The organism is Enterococcus sp. FZMF (genome assembly GCF_030263915.1).
Classification (GTDB): domain Bacteria; phylum Bacillota; class Bacilli; order Lactobacillales; family Enterococcaceae; genus Enterococcus_D; species Enterococcus_D casseliflavus.
In genome coordinates this window covers 629,485-646,022 of the sequence record NZ_CP127160.1, presented here as the reverse complement: position 1 = coordinate 646,022, position 16,538 = coordinate 629,485, and the positions used below count along the sequence as shown (strand labels likewise).

Annotated in this window: 14 protein-coding genes; 2 read left to right on the top strand and 12 right to left on the bottom strand. The window is 44.6% G+C overall.

The window, feature by feature from the left end:
• Positions 1-139: 139 nt before the first annotated feature.
• From thiI to ezrA, 3 genes are all read right to left on the bottom strand, one after another.
• Positions 140-1,348: a tRNA uracil 4-sulfurtransferase ThiI gene (gene thiI / locus QN079_RS03095; RefSeq protein ID WP_289230375.1), complete on the bottom strand. Its 1,209-nt coding sequence runs from the start codon at positions 1,346-1,348 to the stop codon at positions 140-142.
• A gap of 47 nt (positions 1,349-1,395) precedes the next feature.
• Entirely contained in the window at positions 1,396-2,538 is a 1,143-nt protein-coding gene (locus QN079_RS03090) for a cysteine desulfurase family protein (RefSeq protein WP_074934654.1), read from the bottom strand.
• 187 nt (positions 2,539-2,725) lie between these two features.
• Positions 2,726-4,447: a septation ring formation regulator EzrA gene (gene ezrA, locus QN079_RS03085; protein WP_005225145.1), complete on the bottom strand. Its 1,722-nt coding sequence runs from the start codon at positions 4,445-4,447 to the stop codon at positions 2,726-2,728.
• Positions 4,448-4,805: 358 nt separating this feature from the next.
• Between ezrA and QN079_RS03080 the strand changes: the two genes are divergently transcribed.
• Positions 4,806-6,155 carry an aspartate kinase gene (locus QN079_RS03080; RefSeq protein WP_142423627.1) on the top strand — a complete coding sequence of 450 codons (1,350 nt, stop codon included), beginning with the start codon at positions 4,806-4,808 and terminating at the stop codon, positions 6,153-6,155.
• Positions 6,156-6,226: 71 nt separating this feature from the next.
• Here QN079_RS03080 and QN079_RS03075 read toward each other — a convergent pair whose 3' ends face one another.
• The 3 genes from QN079_RS03075 to QN079_RS03065 all read right to left on the bottom strand — a co-directional run bounded on the left by QN079_RS03075 (position 6,227) and on the right by QN079_RS03065 (position 8,552).
• Positions 6,227-6,757: a pyrophosphohydrolase domain-containing protein gene (locus QN079_RS03075; protein ID WP_142423626.1), complete on the bottom strand. Its 531-nt coding sequence runs from the start codon at positions 6,755-6,757 to the stop codon at positions 6,227-6,229.
• Positions 6,758-6,852: 95 nt separating this feature from the next.
• Positions 6,853-7,713, bottom strand: a complete 861-nt coding sequence (locus QN079_RS03070; RefSeq protein WP_005225142.1) for a Cof-type HAD-IIB family hydrolase — start codon at positions 7,711-7,713, stop codon at positions 6,853-6,855.
• An 8-nt stretch (positions 7,714-7,721) separates the two neighbouring features.
• Positions 7,722-8,552, bottom strand: coding sequence for a DUF72 domain-containing protein (locus QN079_RS03065; RefSeq protein WP_121259948.1), 831 nt, complete (start codon positions 8,550-8,552; stop codon positions 7,722-7,724).
• Between the two features lie 88 nt (positions 8,553-8,640).
• On the opposite strand from QN079_RS03065, the gene QN079_RS03060 reads away from it, so the two are divergent.
• Positions 8,641-9,609, top strand: a complete 969-nt coding sequence (locus QN079_RS03060) for an asparaginase (RefSeq protein WP_005225140.1) — start codon at positions 8,641-8,643, stop codon at positions 9,607-9,609.
• Between the two features lie 50 nt (positions 9,610-9,659).
• Here the strand turns inward: QN079_RS03060 and QN079_RS03055 are convergent, their stop codons facing one another.
• The 6 genes from QN079_RS03055 to QN079_RS03030 all read right to left on the bottom strand — a co-directional run bounded on the left by QN079_RS03055 (position 9,660) and on the right by QN079_RS03030 (position 16,395).
• Positions 9,660-10,418: an acyl-ACP thioesterase domain-containing protein gene (locus tag QN079_RS03055; protein ID WP_118214643.1), complete on the bottom strand. Its 759-nt coding sequence runs from the start codon at positions 10,416-10,418 to the stop codon at positions 9,660-9,662.
• A 15-nt stretch (positions 10,419-10,433) separates the two neighbouring features.
• Positions 10,434-11,264 carry a fructosamine kinase family protein gene (locus QN079_RS03050; RefSeq protein ID WP_074934642.1) on the bottom strand — a complete coding sequence of 277 codons (831 nt, stop codon included), beginning with the start codon at positions 11,262-11,264 and terminating at the stop codon, positions 10,434-10,436.
• 16 nt (positions 11,265-11,280) lie between these two features.
• Complete coding sequence (locus QN079_RS03045) at positions 11,281-12,039, bottom strand: tyrosine-protein phosphatase (RefSeq protein ID WP_289230374.1); 759 nt, start codon at positions 12,037-12,039, stop codon at positions 11,281-11,283.
• A 158-nt stretch (positions 12,040-12,197) separates the two neighbouring features.
• Positions 12,198-13,586: an L-cystine transporter gene (locus QN079_RS03040; protein ID WP_118214642.1), complete on the bottom strand. Its 1,389-nt coding sequence runs from the start codon at positions 13,584-13,586 to the stop codon at positions 12,198-12,200.
• A 344-nt stretch (positions 13,587-13,930) separates the two neighbouring features.
• A complete protein-coding gene (locus tag QN079_RS03035; RefSeq protein WP_118214641.1) occupies positions 13,931-15,259 on the bottom strand; it encodes a C1 family peptidase in 1,329 nt (442 codons plus the stop codon).
• Positions 15,260-15,378: 119 nt separating this feature from the next.
• Positions 15,379-16,395 (bottom strand): acyltransferase family protein, encoded by a 1,017-nt coding sequence (locus tag QN079_RS03030; RefSeq protein WP_086339168.1) that lies wholly within the window; start codon positions 16,393-16,395, stop codon positions 15,379-15,381.
• Between the last annotated feature and the right edge of the window lie 143 nt (positions 16,396-16,538).

The window sequence follows — 16,538 nt, the reverse complement described above, 5'->3', positions numbered from 1 at the left end:
TGTTAAATGATTCACATATTGAGTGTAGCATGTTCCATTTTCAATAGCAAGAAAATATTCACAAACTCTCTCACTCGATGAAAAACGACCACAAATGTTCAAAAACAGTTGTGGTCGTAGCATTAAAATCGGGGTTTTATTATAAAAATTCAGCGAATTCCGTTGCTGCTTTCTCTTGATTTGCCGTGATTGCTTCCAGTTTCAACCCAGCCATTGCACGTTCCATCATCCCTTCGATATCGAGACGTTCTTCATACTGGTGGACCTTATCCAGTCTTGGGCGCGTCTTTGGTTGAGGAGGTGCAAAGATTGTGCAGCAATCTTCAAACGGCTGAACTGATAATTCAAAGGTATCAATGGCTTCGGCAACTTCAATGATTTCCAATTTGTCCATCGTTGCCACTGGGCGCACGATCGGCGTATTGGTTACTTCATTGATGGCGACCATGCTATGCAAAGTTTGTGAAGCCACTTGTCCTAATGATTCACCATTTAAGATGATCAAGCCATGACGAGCTTCCCGAATCGCATCCGTCAAACGCAGCATCATCCGACGGGTGATGGTCATCCAATAGCCTTGTGGCACACGATTTTTGATTTCTTCTTGGATTTCTGTAAACGGAACTTCGATAAACTGGATGCTTCCCACATAAGGCGCAAGCTTCTTCGTTAAATCTTTGGCTTTTTGCAACGCTTGTTCACTCGTATAAGGAGGACTTGCGAAATGGACCGCTTCGATCTCAACGCCGCGTTTCATAGCAAAGTAGCCTGCGACTGGCGAATCGATACCGCCAGAAAGCATCAACATTCCCTTTCCACTGGTGCCCACTGGCAGACCAGCGGCTCCTTGGATCGTTTCATAAGACAAATAAGCGCCATCGATCCGTATTTCTACACGCAAATTGATGTCTGGTTTTTTCATTTGGACTTTGATATCAGGAAAACGGTCGATCACCGCATTCCCTAAGGTCAAATTCAACTGGTTGCTATCTTGCACAAACGAATGATCACTGCGCTTGGCTGTGATTTTGAAGGTCTCAACGCCCGTATAGATCTCTGCCATGACGTCTTGAACGGCTTTCTTTAATACTTCGATATCTTTTTCGACCCGAATGCTGGGGGAAAAGTTTTGAATCCCAAAGACTTTTTGCAGCTTAGGAATGATCTCTTGGCTGTTTTCACCGTTCAATAGCAAGTGCATGCGATCTCGCTCGGCATGAACTTTGACTTGGGGATAATCTGCTAAGGTACGTTTGACGTTTGAAGCTAATTGCATAATAAAACTACGACGATTTTTGCCCTTTGTTGACAGTTCGCCATAACGAACCATGATTTCTGAATAATTCACGAGAAAACTCCTTTGATTTGGATTGATTTTATAGTGGTCTGTCGTGCTTAATTGATTTTCGAAAATTTTTGGTACAATTGGTGGAAGACGATCAGAAACTGCTCGACTTCTGCCATTGTATTGCTCTCATCTAAACTGATACGAACAGCCGATGTTGCTAACTGTTCTGGAACGTGCATCGCATGAAGCGTACTGCTGGCCATCTTTTTACGGGAGGAACAAGCGCTCGTCGTCGAAAGATAGATTTGCTTTTCTTCAAAGGCATGGACTAAAACTTCTCCTCGGATCCCTTTTAATGAAAAACAAAGTATGTGCGGCGCAAACCCTTCTGTGCCAGAAAAAAGCGTGACTTTCTCGTACCCAGCCAGTGCTTCTTGCAAATAGCCTTTTAATAATTGAACATGGTTCGGCTTTTCAGCCTTTTGTTCTGTCGCTAAACGTAGGGCTTTTGCCATAGCAACGATTGCTGGTACGTTTTCGGTACCGCTGCGCTGGTTTTGCTCTTGCCCACCGCCGGTCATCAATGGCGCCAGCTTACGGCCTTGTTTCCAATAGATAAAGCCTGCGCCACGAGGTCCATGAAATTTATGCGCAGAGAACACGGCAAAATCGACCCGCTCATTGAACCATTGTTCTTGCGGCACCTTTGTGATGGCTTGGACGGCATCTACATGAAAATGGATCGTTGGATGGTCAGCTAGCACAGCTGCGATCTCATGGATCGGTTGGATCGACCCTACCTCATTATTGACCGCCATCACCGAAACCAAAATCGTTTCTTTGCGAATCATGTTTGCTAATTCAGACACGTTGACAAAGCCTTGGGCATCGACAGGCACAACACTGACCTCAAACCCTAACTCGGCTAATTGAGCCGCTGTTTCACTGACGGCAGGGTGTTCAATACTGGAAATAATCAGGTGATTCCCGTAGGCTTTTTTCGCTAAAGCAGACCCTTTGATGACCCAGTTGTCTCCTTCAGTTCCCCCACTGGTAAATGCGATCTCTTTGGAAGAAACGTTTAACAGATCGGCGATCTGCTGACGAGATTGCTGCAGCAGACGATTGGCTTGATTTCCTAAATCATGCAGGCTTGAGGGATTGCCGATAATTCGCTGACTGACTTGGACATATGTATTCAAAGCTTGTGGATAAATAGCGGTTGTTGCACTGTTGTCAAAATAGATCAATGATAGGACCCTTTCTCTAAAAAAATTCTTTCCCATTATAACTGCTCTTGGGCTGAGTTTCAAGGTGACTCGTTGGCTTTGGCTTTTTTTTAAAGGAAACTTTTCCTTCCTTCGTAAGCGGTACTCATGCAGCGAGCCATTCTTTCCATGAAAAAAGCCAGTCAGTTTTTCACTGCTGGCTTTCGTATTATACTAAGTCGCGGTTATTGAAGTAGAAGTTTTCGATCCGTTTGAAGGCACCTGGTTCTACTCGTTCCAACGCTGTGCCGATTTCATCTAGCGCATCTTGATAGCGATATTCTTTACTAAACAAGTAAAGTGATTTGTCGATCGCTGCCTTGATATCTGGATGAGAATGACGATAGCGGTTGGCATATTGCATCATTTGCTCAGTCAATGCCGCAGCATCCACTAAGTCTTTTGTTTGTTCATCTAAAAGATCAAGATCTTCTTCACAGACAGAAACCAATTTATTGATTTCTTGCATGTTGATGCGAATCTTGTTCAATTCTTTGCCTAATTCTTCGACACGATCCGTTGCCACGAAGAAGAATTCTAAATACTCGCCTGGCAAACCAGGTAAGCGTTGTTTCTCAACAAACCGTTTCAAGTTGCGTAGACGGAATTCGAAGCTTTCCACTTTTTCTTGTGCAACTTTTTCGCCACGACGTAATTCCGCAAGAGAATCATCGATTTCGACTTGCTGGCTTTCCACATCATCCAAAATCTTGTAGGCATCTTTGTAGAAGCTTTGCACTTCTGAATAAGGAATTTCATGTTTTTCCAATTTCGGTAAGTACTCGTTGTTGCGGCGAGCCAATTCGTCCACTTCGGTTTGGAAGCCGCGGACGCGACCCAATTCATTATGATTCAAAGTATAGCTTTGTGCCGTATGATCCAACTCGATCAACAACTGACGGTTGTTCTTCGTTGCGTGGTCAATGTAGTCTTCGATGATCTGACGATTTTTCATGACATATTTCTTGGCATTGATCTCACGTTCCATAACCGTATACAAGGCATCAATATCACTTGCAGTATCACGGCTTGCCACTTCAACGGAAGCGACTTCTGTTTTCGCTAGATCGTTCATGGAGTTTTCAACCCGTTTTTTCACACGGTTGATTTCTTCTTGGAAGTTTGCTTCTGGGAACACATATTTTTGTTCTAATAATTTTTTATAACCTTCTTGGATTTCTTTCAACTGATCAGGGAAGGTACGATTTAATTCTTCGTACGCCGCTGGGATCCGTTTCATTAGGTCTTCCACTTCATAGGTGTGTTTTTCCGCTTGGTCTAACACTTCCCGTGCTTCCACAGGATCGCCTGAAGTATTTAAGGTAACAAATTGGGTGAACTCAATTTCAATGTTTTTGATTTGTTTTTGCAGCTCATTGTAGGCAGGACCGAATTCTTCGCCTTGATCCCGCAGCTTCTTCTTCAAGTCTTCGTAAACGTCCAGCGCTTTTTGAACTTCCAGTGAATTTCGTTCTTCACTTTCTCGTAATTCTTTCAAGCCTGCGCGAATCTCTTCCACTTGGCGTTCCATCTCGTCCATGGTCGCTTCGGCTTGGACGATCGCCCCTTTTGCTTTGAAAAAGCGGATGCGTTCGTTCAGCTCTTCCACTTCAAAGATTTGACTTTCAAGTTCAGCAAAAGATTTTGTGGAGATATCTGTCCATTGTTGGTTCCACTCACGGAAGGTGTTTTGACTTTGACCAACCAAGTGCATTCTTTTTACTTCATCGACTTCTTCGATCACCGGCAAGTCAAACAGATTTTCTTTGCGTTTTTCCAAGTCATTCAGCTTTTCTTGGTTTTTCTTCCGCATGAAAAAGCCAATTGCATACAAGACCGCTGCGATGATGATGATGGCAATGACAATTCCAAAGATGATATTAGTTCCCATTTTGTGGTTCCTCCAATTTTCAAATATACATGTTTCGTCTAAAACCTGCTGATCAGCAGATTGATTGATAAGTTCGTTGAGTATAAAAAGGACAGATAGTCCCTTTATAAAAAAGCATCTACGCTAGATTATAGCATAAAGAAAAAAATCAAGCATTAGATTGAGGCAAAAAAGATCGACTTTTTTCGCATCGAATAAAATAAATCACGGCTTTTCCAGCGATAATGAAAACAAATCGTGAAATTTACATCAACAAGTGACTTTTTTTCTGATTTTTCCGATTTTTTTCAAGAAACCGCTTGATTTCTCCCTATTGAAACTGTACTCTAGTAAAAAGCTTGAACAGGAGTAATGTCAAATGAAAGTAGCGAAATTCGGAGGCAGTTCCCTTGCCTCAGCCGAACAAGTCGAAAAAGTTGTTGCGATAATTGAAAGTGATCCTAAAAGACGGTTTGTTGTTGTTTCAGCGCCTGGTAAGCGTTCCAGCGACGATCAGAAAGTCACCGATCTGTTACTAGCAGTCTGTACCCGTCTGTGTGCTCAAGAAGAAATCACTGATTTAATAGAAGAAATCTATGCCCGCTATACAGCGATCGCTGCCCCCTTTGATATCGAACAAGTCCATTTGGACCGCATCTGGCAATCATTGGCGGCTTTTCAAACACTGCCTACTCAAGACAATCCGCATCTTTATGATACGGTCTTGGCAAGCGGCGAAGACAACAATGCCAAATTGATCGCAGGGATTTTACAAAGCCGTGGGTTAGCTGCTCGCTACATGAATCCGCAAGAACTTGGGTTGCTGGTGACGGATGAACCTCAAAACGCCCGTATCTTGAACAAGTCGTACGCCAAGATCGCACAATGGCGCGACAGTCCTGAAATCTTAGTGATTCCTGGCTTCTTTGGTTACACAGAAGCCGGCGAGATCTGTACCTTCTCTCGAGGAGGATCAGATATTTCTGGTGCCATCGTGGCGGCTGGTCTGCAAGTAGAATTGTACGAAAACTTTACCGATGTCGATGGGATTTTTTCTGCTCATCCAGGCTATGTTCATCATCCAGAGTCCATCAAAGAAGTGACCTACCGAGAAATGCGAGAGCTGTCTTATGCGGGCTTTACTGTGTTGCACGATGAGGCCTTGATGCCTTCATACCATGCGAAAATTCCCGTGGTGATCAAAAACACCAATAATCCAAGTCATCCTGGTACCTTGATCACCAACCAGAGAGACAATTTGGATCAGCCCGTGATCGGCGTTGCCAGTGACGAAGGCTTTTGTATGATCTATATCCGCAAATACTTGATGAACCGCGAAGTTGGGTTCACGTTACGGGTCTTAGAGATTTTTCGTGAATTTGATTTAAATTATGAACACATGCCTTCAGGAATCGATGATATCTCGATCATTATGCGCTCCAACCAGTTGAATCCAGTATTGGAAGAAGAACTGCTGCGCAAGATCGCCTACGAGATCGATCCCGATGAACTGCGAATGACCCACGATCTATCCATGGTCGTCGTCGTTGGTGAAGGAATGCGTCAACGAGTCGGGATCACTGCCGACAGTACCGCTGCCCTTGCGCGGAAAAATATCAACTTAGAGATGATCAACCAAGGGTCCTCTGAGGTCAGCATCATGTTCGGTATCCACAAAGAACAAGAAAAAGCCGCTGTCAGAACCCTTTACTACACTTTCTTTGATTAAACCAAACGTGCCAGTTGCACCACTCCTTTTGCTGATAAGCAATCGGAACGGGCAACTGGCACGTTTGGTTTTTATTCTGACGGTTCTTGGGCTTGCGCTTGTTTTTGTGCCAATTGGCGGTTGATTTCTGCCTTGATTCGCGGTTCAGGAGCAAACCGTTCTTCCCAATCGCTCGGCTTCATGACTTTGTGGGTCTCAGGATCATAATGGGGCTGCCCATCTGGGAAAAGTTTTCCCATGTTGGCGTCATGAACGATAGCCAGGATCGGCGCTGGATCGACCCCTAACAGTGAAAACGAGCCATAGGTAAAATACAGTAGATCACAAAGCGCATCGACTTGTTCTACTAGAAAATCACTGACAGGCTGTTGTTTGGCAGCCAGCTTGGCTTGGGCTTGATCGATCGCTTGATGCAAATGCTCCAGGCCTGCTTGAAAGGTCTCTTCGTCATTGTTGCTGGCAGCATAAAGGAACTCAACTAATTCTTCAATTTTAAAACCAGCACGAAACTGGGCTTTTTCCGCTGAAAAAGCTTGTGGATATGGCGGTCGCGTTGGATCAAAGGTTTTATGAAACTCTTCCGTCATTTCAAATGGACTCATTTTGCTCGCTTCTTTCTGCTTTTTCTCATGGTTCTGTTTTATGGTTCTGCGCGGTCTTCTACGTTGCTTCATAGATTGGCTACTTGCTTATTTTTTTATTCCCTGGCTTGGGCATCCTCGGCAATGATGCCAAAATGGATCAAGGCTTTCTTGATGCCGTCATGATCGTTGGTATCCGTCACAAAGTCAGCACTGGCTTTAGTGATGGGCTGGGCATTGCCCATCGCAACCCCGATCCCCACGCCTTCTAACATTTCCACATCATTAAAATGATCCCCAAATGCCATCGCTTCTTCCATCGCGATCCCTTCATAGGCCAAAAACTCTTTGATGCCTTTGATTTTCGAACCGTTTTTCGGCACGATGTCAACAGAATAGGCATTGGATCGCTTAAAATCACATTGCGGCAGCTTGGACCGTAATTTTTCGCGCTCTGATTCAGGGCTCAGCATAATGCACTGATAGATGGGCTCTCGTAAAATATCCAACGATTCATAGCGTTTGGCGTTGCGATTGGGACTAAAGCGCTGCAAGACTTTCTTTAAAAAACCGACGGGAAATTTTTTGGGCACATAGCGTAAGTAGCGCTGCATTACGGGTGATTGGCTTAAGCGGATCGTTAAGCTGCCAGCCACTTGGGTTTCTCCGCCAAACATGACTTGGCGGTAATTTTCATCTGCGTATTCTACGATCGCTTCCAGCGTTTGTTTTGGAAAAGGTTTAGCATAAATCAAGTTTTCCTTCGTGTAGACATATTGGCCGTTATAGGTGATAAACATGTCTAACGACAAGTAATCGATCACCTTCTCTAAATCAACCGGACCACGTCCGGTGGCAATGCCGCAGAGGACGCCATTGGCTTGGGCCTGTTTGATGGCTTCACGGGTACTGGCAAGCGCCTTGCCGTTGCTGGCAATCAGCGTGCCATCAATATCAAAAAAGATTGCTTTTATCATATGACTCCTCAAAATAATTTCAACTGATTAGGATTTAATGCTTCGTAATCGATCTGCAGCGCATCGATCAATGCGCGGGCATTGTCAGCGGCATCACGACCGGCATTATTATTGAAGACCACTGCGACTTCTTTGGCATTGGCTTCGATGGCTTGGACCGCTTGTTTTAACTCCGTTAGTTCGGCTTGGTCATAGCGATACAAGGTCCGCAGATTTTTGGCATCTGGTCCTGTCGCTGTCCAGCCGCTGTCGTTGCGTCCATGAAAACGGCACAAGACAAACGCGGGATTGGTCACGGTTGGATCAAGGGGAATGGTAGTCGATAGCTTTTTCGGCTGATCAACAACTACTAAGGAAAACTGCTTTCGCTTCATATAATCGATCATTCCCGGATACAGTTTCGGCTGATACCAGCTGCTGTCTCTCAGCTCGATCGCCACTGGGTAGCCCGCAAACCATTCTCGCACTTGGTCTAAATAGGCGACATTTTCTTTCGTACATTTAAAGCTGTTGGGAAACTGCGCCAATAGGCAAAAGAGTTTGCCTGCTTCTACCATTGGCGCGATCGCTTCTTTATAAAGCTGCAGCGCTTCGGTCATGGTCAACTGATCTGGCAAATTTCCTTGGGTGGTCACACTTTGATGGACTTTCAACACAAAGCGGAAATTTTCGGGAATCTGGGTCAACCAGTTGCGCACGTCTTTTTCTTTTGGCAAAAAATGATAGGTGGTATCCAGCTCAACTAACGGAAAATAACGGGCATACTCAAATAATTTCGAGTTTTTTCTTTGCACGAGACTGCCATGTTCACTAAATGTGGTACAACCAATTCGAATCATTTTTTCCCATCGCTCCTTGTTTTCTTATTTTAATAGTATACAATAGTTTTGAGTTAAGAGTAAATAAATCATTGCAGGTGATGAAAAAATGAAACGAATTCTCGTGTTGCACACTGGCGGCACCATCGCCATGAAAGAAGACACCCTGACAGGCGGCGTCAGCCCTGATGTCAGCAATCCGCTGATGGATGCACCGATCCACATTGACGACGATGTTGAATTGATCGTCGAAGACATTTTTAATATTCCCAGTCCTCATATGACCCCAAAAGAAATGCTGCAGTTGAAAGAACGTATCCAGCTGGCGCATTTAAGCGGTGTCGATGGGGTCGTGATCACTCACGGAACCGATACGCTGGAAGAAACAGCCTTCTTTTTAGATACCACAATCGGCGGTCAGTTACCGATCGTGGTGACTGGCGCCATGCGCTCAAGTAATGAAATCGGCAGTGACGGGCTTTATAACTTTGAAAGTGCGATTCGGGTAGCGAAATCACCTGATGCCTTAGGAAAAGGCGTCTTAGTCGTGATGAACGATGAGATCCATTCCGCACGTTATGTTACGAAGACCCACACCACCAATATTGCGACGTTCCGCACCCCGACATTAGGTCCGATCGGCTTAGTCACAAAGCACCGTATCTTGTTCATGCAAGAGCTGTTAAATAACCGCCATTTGGATGTTGATCGTGTCGATGGTCTGTTTCCGATCGTCAAAGCCTATGCGGGAATGACTGGGGAATTGTTCGATGCTTTAGCCGACTCGCTGATCGATGGACTAGTGATCGAAGCTTTAGGCGCTGGCAATCTGCCGCCGCAAACCATAGAGCCTTTGAAAAAACTGATCGCTAGAAACATTCCAGTCGTCTTAGTTTCTCGCTGCTTCAACGGAGTTGCCGAGCCGGTCTATGACTACTTAGGCGGCGGGATCGAATTGCAGGCTCTTGGGGTGATTTTCTGCAATAGCATCAATAGCCAAAAAGCCCGCATCAAATTGCTGATAGCGAAAAACCGTGGGTTGACCATGGATGAACTGCCTGATTTCATGGAGAATTAACCAAACAAAAACCCTTTTGCCATTCCGCTAATGGAGGCAAAAGGGTTGTTTTATTTTTCTCGCCAAGTAAAGATGGCTTCGCAGTAAGTATCCTCACCGATCTTGATCTCGTGGATCGTTTGCAGCGGCACAGCCTCGCTGGCTTCATCGACTGTCTTCTCATTGATTTGAAAATGGCTTTCGATCAAATGGCCGTAAGCCACTTCCCGATCAAAACGGATCGTCACTTGTGTCACTTCATGTTTTGTTAAAAACTCATAGCCTAAGACGTCCATCAACCAATTGAAATACATGGCATTGTTGACATGCTGATTGCTATCAATATCGTAGAAACGCACCCGATAAGGCAAAAATTGTCCTTGCGTGATAGGGGTGATCTTCGGATAGCGTTTGATTCGCTTGATTTTTTCACTGCCAAAAGGCGCCACGATCTCATCTGGTACACTGCTGACTTTGCGCGTCTTCGGATCCATCAACGCAAAAACCGCCTCGATTTTGACCAGTTCCGTTCCATCTTCTGCCAATAACCAAAAGTAACGGTAGCAGAAAAATTTATTGTATTCTCTCGCCTGGGTCGCCACTTGAATCTGCTCCCCTACGCGCGGCAAACGAGTCACCGTTATGTGATAGCTGGTAATGATCCAGGTCAAGCCATAACTAGCGATGACTTCTGGTCCGCGGTTTAACGCCGCACTTTGTTCTTCTGATGTCTTGATGGCGATGCCTAGCATGGCTGGAAACGTCATCGTTTGGTTGACATCACATTCATAATACGCCACTTCATGCTTGGTTTGATACTTTGCTGCCATAGTTCTAATTGCCTCCTAAAAACGACTCAATATTTCATCGACACTTGGTCCATAGCTTTCGCCAAACTGATTCAAATGGACCAATAAATAATACAATTGATACACTGGCAGTCGCTCTTGCCAATCCTCATCTAATGGATAGACTTCTTGATAGCCTTCCAAAAATTCCTGACGAAAACCACCGAAGAGCTGGGACATCGCAATATCCATTTCTCGATCCCCATAAGCGACTGCTGGATCAAGAAACACTGGTTCTCCTTGCTGATCGAACAGCACATTCCCCCGCCAAAAATCACCGTGTAATAAAGCAGGTGTGACGCTGCGATCACGCCAATTCTCATGCAAAAATTCTTTCAAACGCAGATAAGCAGCTTCCCGTTTGGCATGCCAGCGGTTACCCAGCTTCGCTAATTCGACTTGCACATCCAAACGGCAGACTGTGTAAAAATCAAGCCAATCGGTGGTTTTCGGATTGACTTGCGGCAAAAAGCCGATGTAATTGTCTTCGTAAAACCCAAAAGACTCCTGCGTCTGCTGATGAAGCCGAGCCAAGCTTTGACCTAAGCGTCGCTGCTGTCCTTCCCCACCATCGATCCATTCCATCAATAAAAATGCCCTCTCTTCAGTCTGACCGAGACGTTCGATTTTTGGCACCCGCACGAAAGGGGCTAATTCAGCTAAGCCGTTGATCTCTGCTTGAAAGAACACCGATGAAACATGAGGATGAGTTTTTAAAAAATAGCGATTTTCTGCTGTAGTGAAACGATACGTTTGATTGACATCCCCACCACTGATGGGCGTCAGCGAGCCGGTCATCCCGATTGCTGCGAACAATGCTTCCTCCATACGGATCTCCCTTTCTTTACTCAGTCAGTTGGGCATTCAAATACGCTTGCTCTTCTTTCGTCACCCCTAGTCCCTGCAGGAGATACTGATCGATCGCAGCCAAGCTTTCATCAAGAAAACTCTCTTTGGCACTCATCAAAACCGTGATCGCCGTTAACAGCTCTTGCGGCAAATGCTGGGTCATTGGGGCAAATTTTTCTTTTAGCATTGGCGCTAAATAGCGATTGGTCGCTAAATAATCTTCTTTGATCGTCGTTGGTGCCACCGCCAACACATGCAGCAATAAAAAGGCGCCAAAGCCTGTGCGATCTTTGCCAGCGGTACAGTGGAACAAGGTTGCACCTTCGCCTTCCGCATTGGCGATCACATGATCAAAGAACTGCCGATATTGTTGGCGGGCATAGTCGCTTTCAACAAAGTGACGGTAGACTTTTTTCATCTGCTCTTCGGCATCTTCCCCATCTTCCAAGCGCTGCTTCAAGCTTTCTGGCGACAAGGAAACCATCGTTTCGTCTTCTTTAAAGATAGGTAAAAAAAGCTGCTTTGCTGTAGCGATCGGTCGATCAGGTTGTGCATTGGCTTCAGCGATGGAGCGAAAATCAATGACCTGATTGACCCCATAGTTTGCCAGTACTGCTTGATCTGAAGCAGTCAATTCATTGATCGCTGCACTGCGGATCAATTTTTTTCGTTTGATCGTCGTGCCGTTTGTCGTTTGATAGCCGCCAAGTTCTCTGACGTTTGCTGCTCGTTCTAGTTGAATCAATTGTGTCATTGCTTATCCCTCCCGCGATGTTCTAGTTAAAAGTATAGCAGAAACTTCGCTATTAAGGGCACTGAAACCTAGATTTTTCTATGAGCTGAGCTTTAACGGACAAAAAAAAGAAAGACCACACGCAGTCTTTCTTTGCTTTCGCTTGTTACAAAATGTTTCTATTCGGCTTCGATCACGGCGGCAGAATCATCTAAGATCGAACGATCCAGTTCGTTGATACGACTGCTGGTCACCATTCCTGCAACCATACTGTCGCTGACATTAACGAGTGTCCGTGCCATATCGATCAATGGTTCAACAGAAATAACTAAGCCTACGATGGCGATCGGCAAGTTCATTGAGCCTAAGACGATCAATGAAGCAAAGGTTGCCCCACCGCCGACACCAGCAACGCCGAATGAGCTGATCGTAACTACTGCAACTAGCAGCAGGATAAACTGCCAATCAAAGACATTGATTCCAACCGTTGGTGCAACGATCGTTGCCAACATCGCTGGATACACGCCCGCACAGCCGTTTTGACCAATCGATAACCCAAAGCTGCCTGCAAAGTTAGCCGTGGCTTCATCAACACCTAACGCTTTGGTTTGGGTTTCGATGTTCAATGGCAAGGCACCAGCACTTGAACGAGAAGTAAAGGCAAAGCTCAAGACTGGAAAGGCCTTTTTGAAATACGTTACTGGATTGACCCGTACAGCGATCAGCAATAATGAATGAACGAGTAAGACCAAAATCAAAGCCGCATAAGAGGCGATGATAAATTTGCCTAAGTTCAAGATGGCTTCAAAATCACTTGAAGCTAATACGTTTGTCATCAATGCCAAAACGCCATAAGGTGTCAGGCGCAAAACTAACGTGACGATACGCATCACGATTTTATATAAGCTGTCCATCAAATTCGCAAAAGTTTCCGCTTCTTTCGGTGATTTACGTTTGACACCAAGAAAGGCGATCCCAACAAAGGCTGAGAAAATCACGACCCCGATCGTACTTGTCGAACGAGTACCCGCAAAGTCGGCGAAGACATTGCTTGGGATGAAGGAAACGATTTGTTGTGGGATCGATAGGTCTTGGACTTGTGTCGAACGTTCCGCTAATTCTGCGATCCGCGCTGTTTCCGTTGCCCCTTCGGTAAAGCTGGCACCGTCAAGACCAAAGACCATGACCATCACGATCCCGATCAAGGCAGCGATCGCCGTTGTCCCTAGCAAAGTCGCAAGAACCGTAAAACTGATCTTCTTGATTTTTTCGCTTTCTTTCATCTTGGTGAAAGCACCAACGATCGAAACGAAGATCAAGGGCATGATCAGCATTTGCAAGAGAGCTACATAGCCGCTACCGACCATCGTGATCCAGTCAAGAGCTTGCGTGACAACGTCAGAGCCTGTCCCAAAAATCAGCTGCAACACGCCACCAAAAACGATCCCGACGAACAACGCCGCAAAGACCCGCGTAGAAAACTTCATGTGACGTTTTTGCAATAAGTAGAACCCATAAATAAGGGCAGCAAAAAGTAGAACAACAATAATAGTTAACAGATTTGTCATTTGAATCCTCCTTTTGTTCAATAAACATGACAAAGTCTGTCAGAGGAAGTAAAGGTTCCCAGTGACCATTCTTCAACAGTTCACTCTAATGAGACGTGTGGCATCATTAGTGACTATTCCATTTTAAAGAAGTTTGCTTCATCTTACAATAAATAAGTTCCCACTTTTCTGGGGTGGTACCGCTTTTTTGTCAGAAAATAAAAAAAGAACCGTTGCCGCAACCCCACACTGTTAGGATTTCTACTTTCCTAACGGTTGGATTGCGGCAACTGGTTCGTTATTTTTTCATTTCGACTTTTGAAAAATTTCAGAGAATATTCAGGCAATCATTAGAAATTGCTGTCTTACGCTAAAGCACCCATTGGGTCCCAAGGTGCTAAGACTGTTGGTTCTGCTTCAAAGGCAGCCAATTGTTCTGCTGTCAGGAACTCTTTGCGAACCACGATTTGATAGGTGTATTCATCCATCCACGCATCGCTCATAACGAAGAAGCCATTCGTTCCGACTTTTTCACCCCAGCTGTTTTCGACTTTCCATTTGGTTGATTCGCCGTCGATCAAGTCAACGCCAGTCAAGACCATCGCGTGGGTCATTAAGCTTTCGCCAAAATCTAAGCGTTCTGCTTTGGTCATCGTAAAGTCGATGTCAAATAGGTCGTTGATATCATACGCATCTAATGCCATGATCCCAGTATCTCTGGTAGAAGATTGACCGACATCACAACCGAACCACACGGACTCCCCTTGTTCCAATTGAGCGATCGCTAATTTTTTGAAGGTCGGCATATCGACGTTCAAGTATTTGACTTCTTTGCCGCCAACCACGTTGCCTAGCATTTCTACGGTATACGATTGATTGTAAGGCTTGTCGGCAGTTGGTGCGTTGATGATGCTGACATAATCGTCAAGGTCCACCCCGACATATTTTTCATAAAAGCTTTGCGGTGTTAAGTTGCGATCAATGTGATAGTTTTTGTCTTCATCACGGTATTCAAAATCAAAGGTTTCTGGCGGTGTGCCTAAAGAAGTCGCTAAGAAACGATAAATGTCTTCCAACATCGCTTCTTTGGCTGTTTGGATGTCTTCAGCTGTTTTGCCTTCAGCCACTAGCTGACGCAAAGCAACCGCATCTTTACGCAGTTTTTTGTTCAAGTAATTGTTTAGGTCACGAGAATTGGAAGAGTTGCTGCTTTCTGGCATGACCGTTTTTGGTACGACACCATATTTTTGGAAAATCGAAACGATCATGTCCCATTGCCCACCATCTTGTTGTGGTGTTTGCAATAAGAAAGCAACTTTGCGACTTGTTAAAGGCTCGTTAGCAGTTGCTAAAATATTTTCATAGAAATAGTTGGCTTTTTCGTATTTGTCCCAAAAGAAGGTATGGTTTTGCGACAATTCAAATTCTTTTAAATTGAAATCATTCAGCATCTTATGACGGAATGTATTCAATGCGGCAAACATCCAGCAGCGGCCTGATTGTTTTTGGTTTGAGACTTTCCCGGTTGTCACATCAACTGAAAAAACTGGCACATTGTTGACTTTTGCTGACACGTTTTCCGCAGAAGCGGTGATCCCATTTTTCACAACACTCCGTTGCAGTGCCGTTTGTTTATTATTGTCTTGATACGCTTGCGCAAAGACAGCGGTGGTCTTTTTTGAAATTTCTGACATATTTCTTCATCCTTTCACTTTCCGTTCCTTCCATTTTACGCCTCTGCCTCTCAAATAACAACCGCTCCTAGAAAAATGAAAGGATCATCTTTCTAAGAGCGGTTGCTCGTATCAAGGATTTAAAGAGTTAGCATCAAAAGCAAAAAGCCAAGTAAAACAAAGGATAGTCCTCGTTCAAATCGTGCATAAAGGAAGCGGATCGGACGACTAGCTAGCAAGATCGTCAGTAAAACACTGGCTAACACCAACGTCACAAAGCCTAATACCGACAGGTTCAAGTCGGTGATCGCTAATGCCCGCAAGCCCTTGATGAAGATCCCCTGTAAAAGATAGACCAGCAGGGTGTTTTTGCCCCACTTCGTAAAAAAGAGGTGCTCTCTAGGCACGAGGCTCAGAAAGCCGATGATCCCCATCAGCCCGATCACGAAAAAGACCGCACGCAAGGGACCGCCGAACAACGGATAGCTCAAGTAATCGTCATAAGGCTTGGAACCAAAAACCATGTACTTGTTCATCCCATGAAAAAACGCGATAAAGGTGTAGATGATCGGTAAGAAAAGCAAACTGATAGTCCGAATCTTTGGTTTCAATAAAAAGCGCATCTCATTTTTGGGAAAATAAAACCCGATGATGAAAAACGGCAAAAAGACAAAGGTCCGCTGCAAGGTCAACACTTGATTTAAAAATGGCACGTAGCCAGCGAAGATACTCAAGCCGATACTCAGCAAGATCGCCTGCTTTTTGGACATTTTTTGAAAGACTAGCAAGGAGAGCTGCCAAAAGAACATGCTAAGCAAAAACCAAAGTGCCCATTGCGGATTCAACAGTTGGATTTTTAACGACTCCCGTAGACCGATCAACCAGTAATAGACGGTGTAAAACACCTGAAAGAAGACATAAGGCAGCAAGAACTTTTTCATCAGCTCACGAAGCTTGTGTCCCTTCGTCAACGGTTTGGCAAAGTACCCAGCCAGAAAAACAAAAGCTGGCATATGGAAAGTGAAGATAAAATAATATAGGTCATGATAAAACTTCTGATCGCCGATAAAAGGCTGTAGTAAGTGACTGAAGACGACCAAGATCATCAGTAAAAATTTTGCATTATCAAAGTAAGCCGTTCTTTGCGATTGGCTCATAAAAAGTTCCTCCTCTAAGTTGTATCTGTCAAAGGATACCTGATCCATGAAACAGAACTGTAACAAGCTATTTACTTTTTTCTAACGATTCTTGTTCATTTGATTACCAGTTGCTATTTTGTATACTTTGTATTAATATATAT

Bases quoted from the DNA above. Each gene is read 5' to 3' on its own strand.
- ezrA (WP_005225145.1), bottom strand. From the start codon at position 4,447: ATGGGAACTAATATCATCTTTGGAATTGTCATTGCCATCATCATCATC.
- QN079_RS03080 (WP_142423627.1), top strand. From the start codon at position 4,806: ATGAAAGTAGCGAAATTCGGAGGCAGTTCCCTTGCCTCAGCCGAACAA.
- QN079_RS03075 (WP_142423626.1), bottom strand. From the start codon at position 6,757: ATGAGTCCATTTGAAATGACGGAAGAGTTTCATAAAACCTTTGATCCA.
- QN079_RS03070 (WP_005225142.1), bottom strand. From the start codon at position 7,713: ATGATAAAAGCAATCTTTTTTGATATTGATGGCACGCTGATTGCCAGC.
- QN079_RS03065 (WP_121259948.1), bottom strand. From the start codon at position 8,552: ATGATTCGAATTGGTTGTACCACATTTAGTGAACATGGCAGTCTCGTG.
- QN079_RS03060 (WP_005225140.1), top strand. From the start codon at position 8,641: ATGAAACGAATTCTCGTGTTGCACACTGGCGGCACCATCGCCATGAAA.
- QN079_RS03055 (WP_118214643.1), bottom strand. From the start codon at position 10,418: ATGGCAGCAAAGTATCAAACCAAGCATGAAGTGGCGTATTATGAATGT.
- QN079_RS03050 (WP_074934642.1), bottom strand. From the start codon at position 11,264: ATGGAGGAAGCATTGTTCGCAGCAATCGGGATGACCGGCTCGCTGACG.
- QN079_RS03045 (WP_289230374.1), bottom strand. From the start codon at position 12,039: ATGACACAATTGATTCAACTAGAACGAGCAGCAAACGTCAGAGAACTT.
- QN079_RS03040 (WP_118214642.1), bottom strand. From the start codon at position 13,586: ATGACAAATCTGTTAACTATTATTGTTGTTCTACTTTTTGCTGCCCTT.
- QN079_RS03035 (WP_118214641.1), bottom strand. From the start codon at position 15,259: ATGTCAGAAATTTCAAAAAAGACCACCGCTGTCTTTGCGCAAGCGTAT.
- QN079_RS03030 (WP_086339168.1), bottom strand. From the start codon at position 16,395: ATGAGCCAATCGCAAAGAACGGCTTACTTTGATAATGCAAAATTTTTA.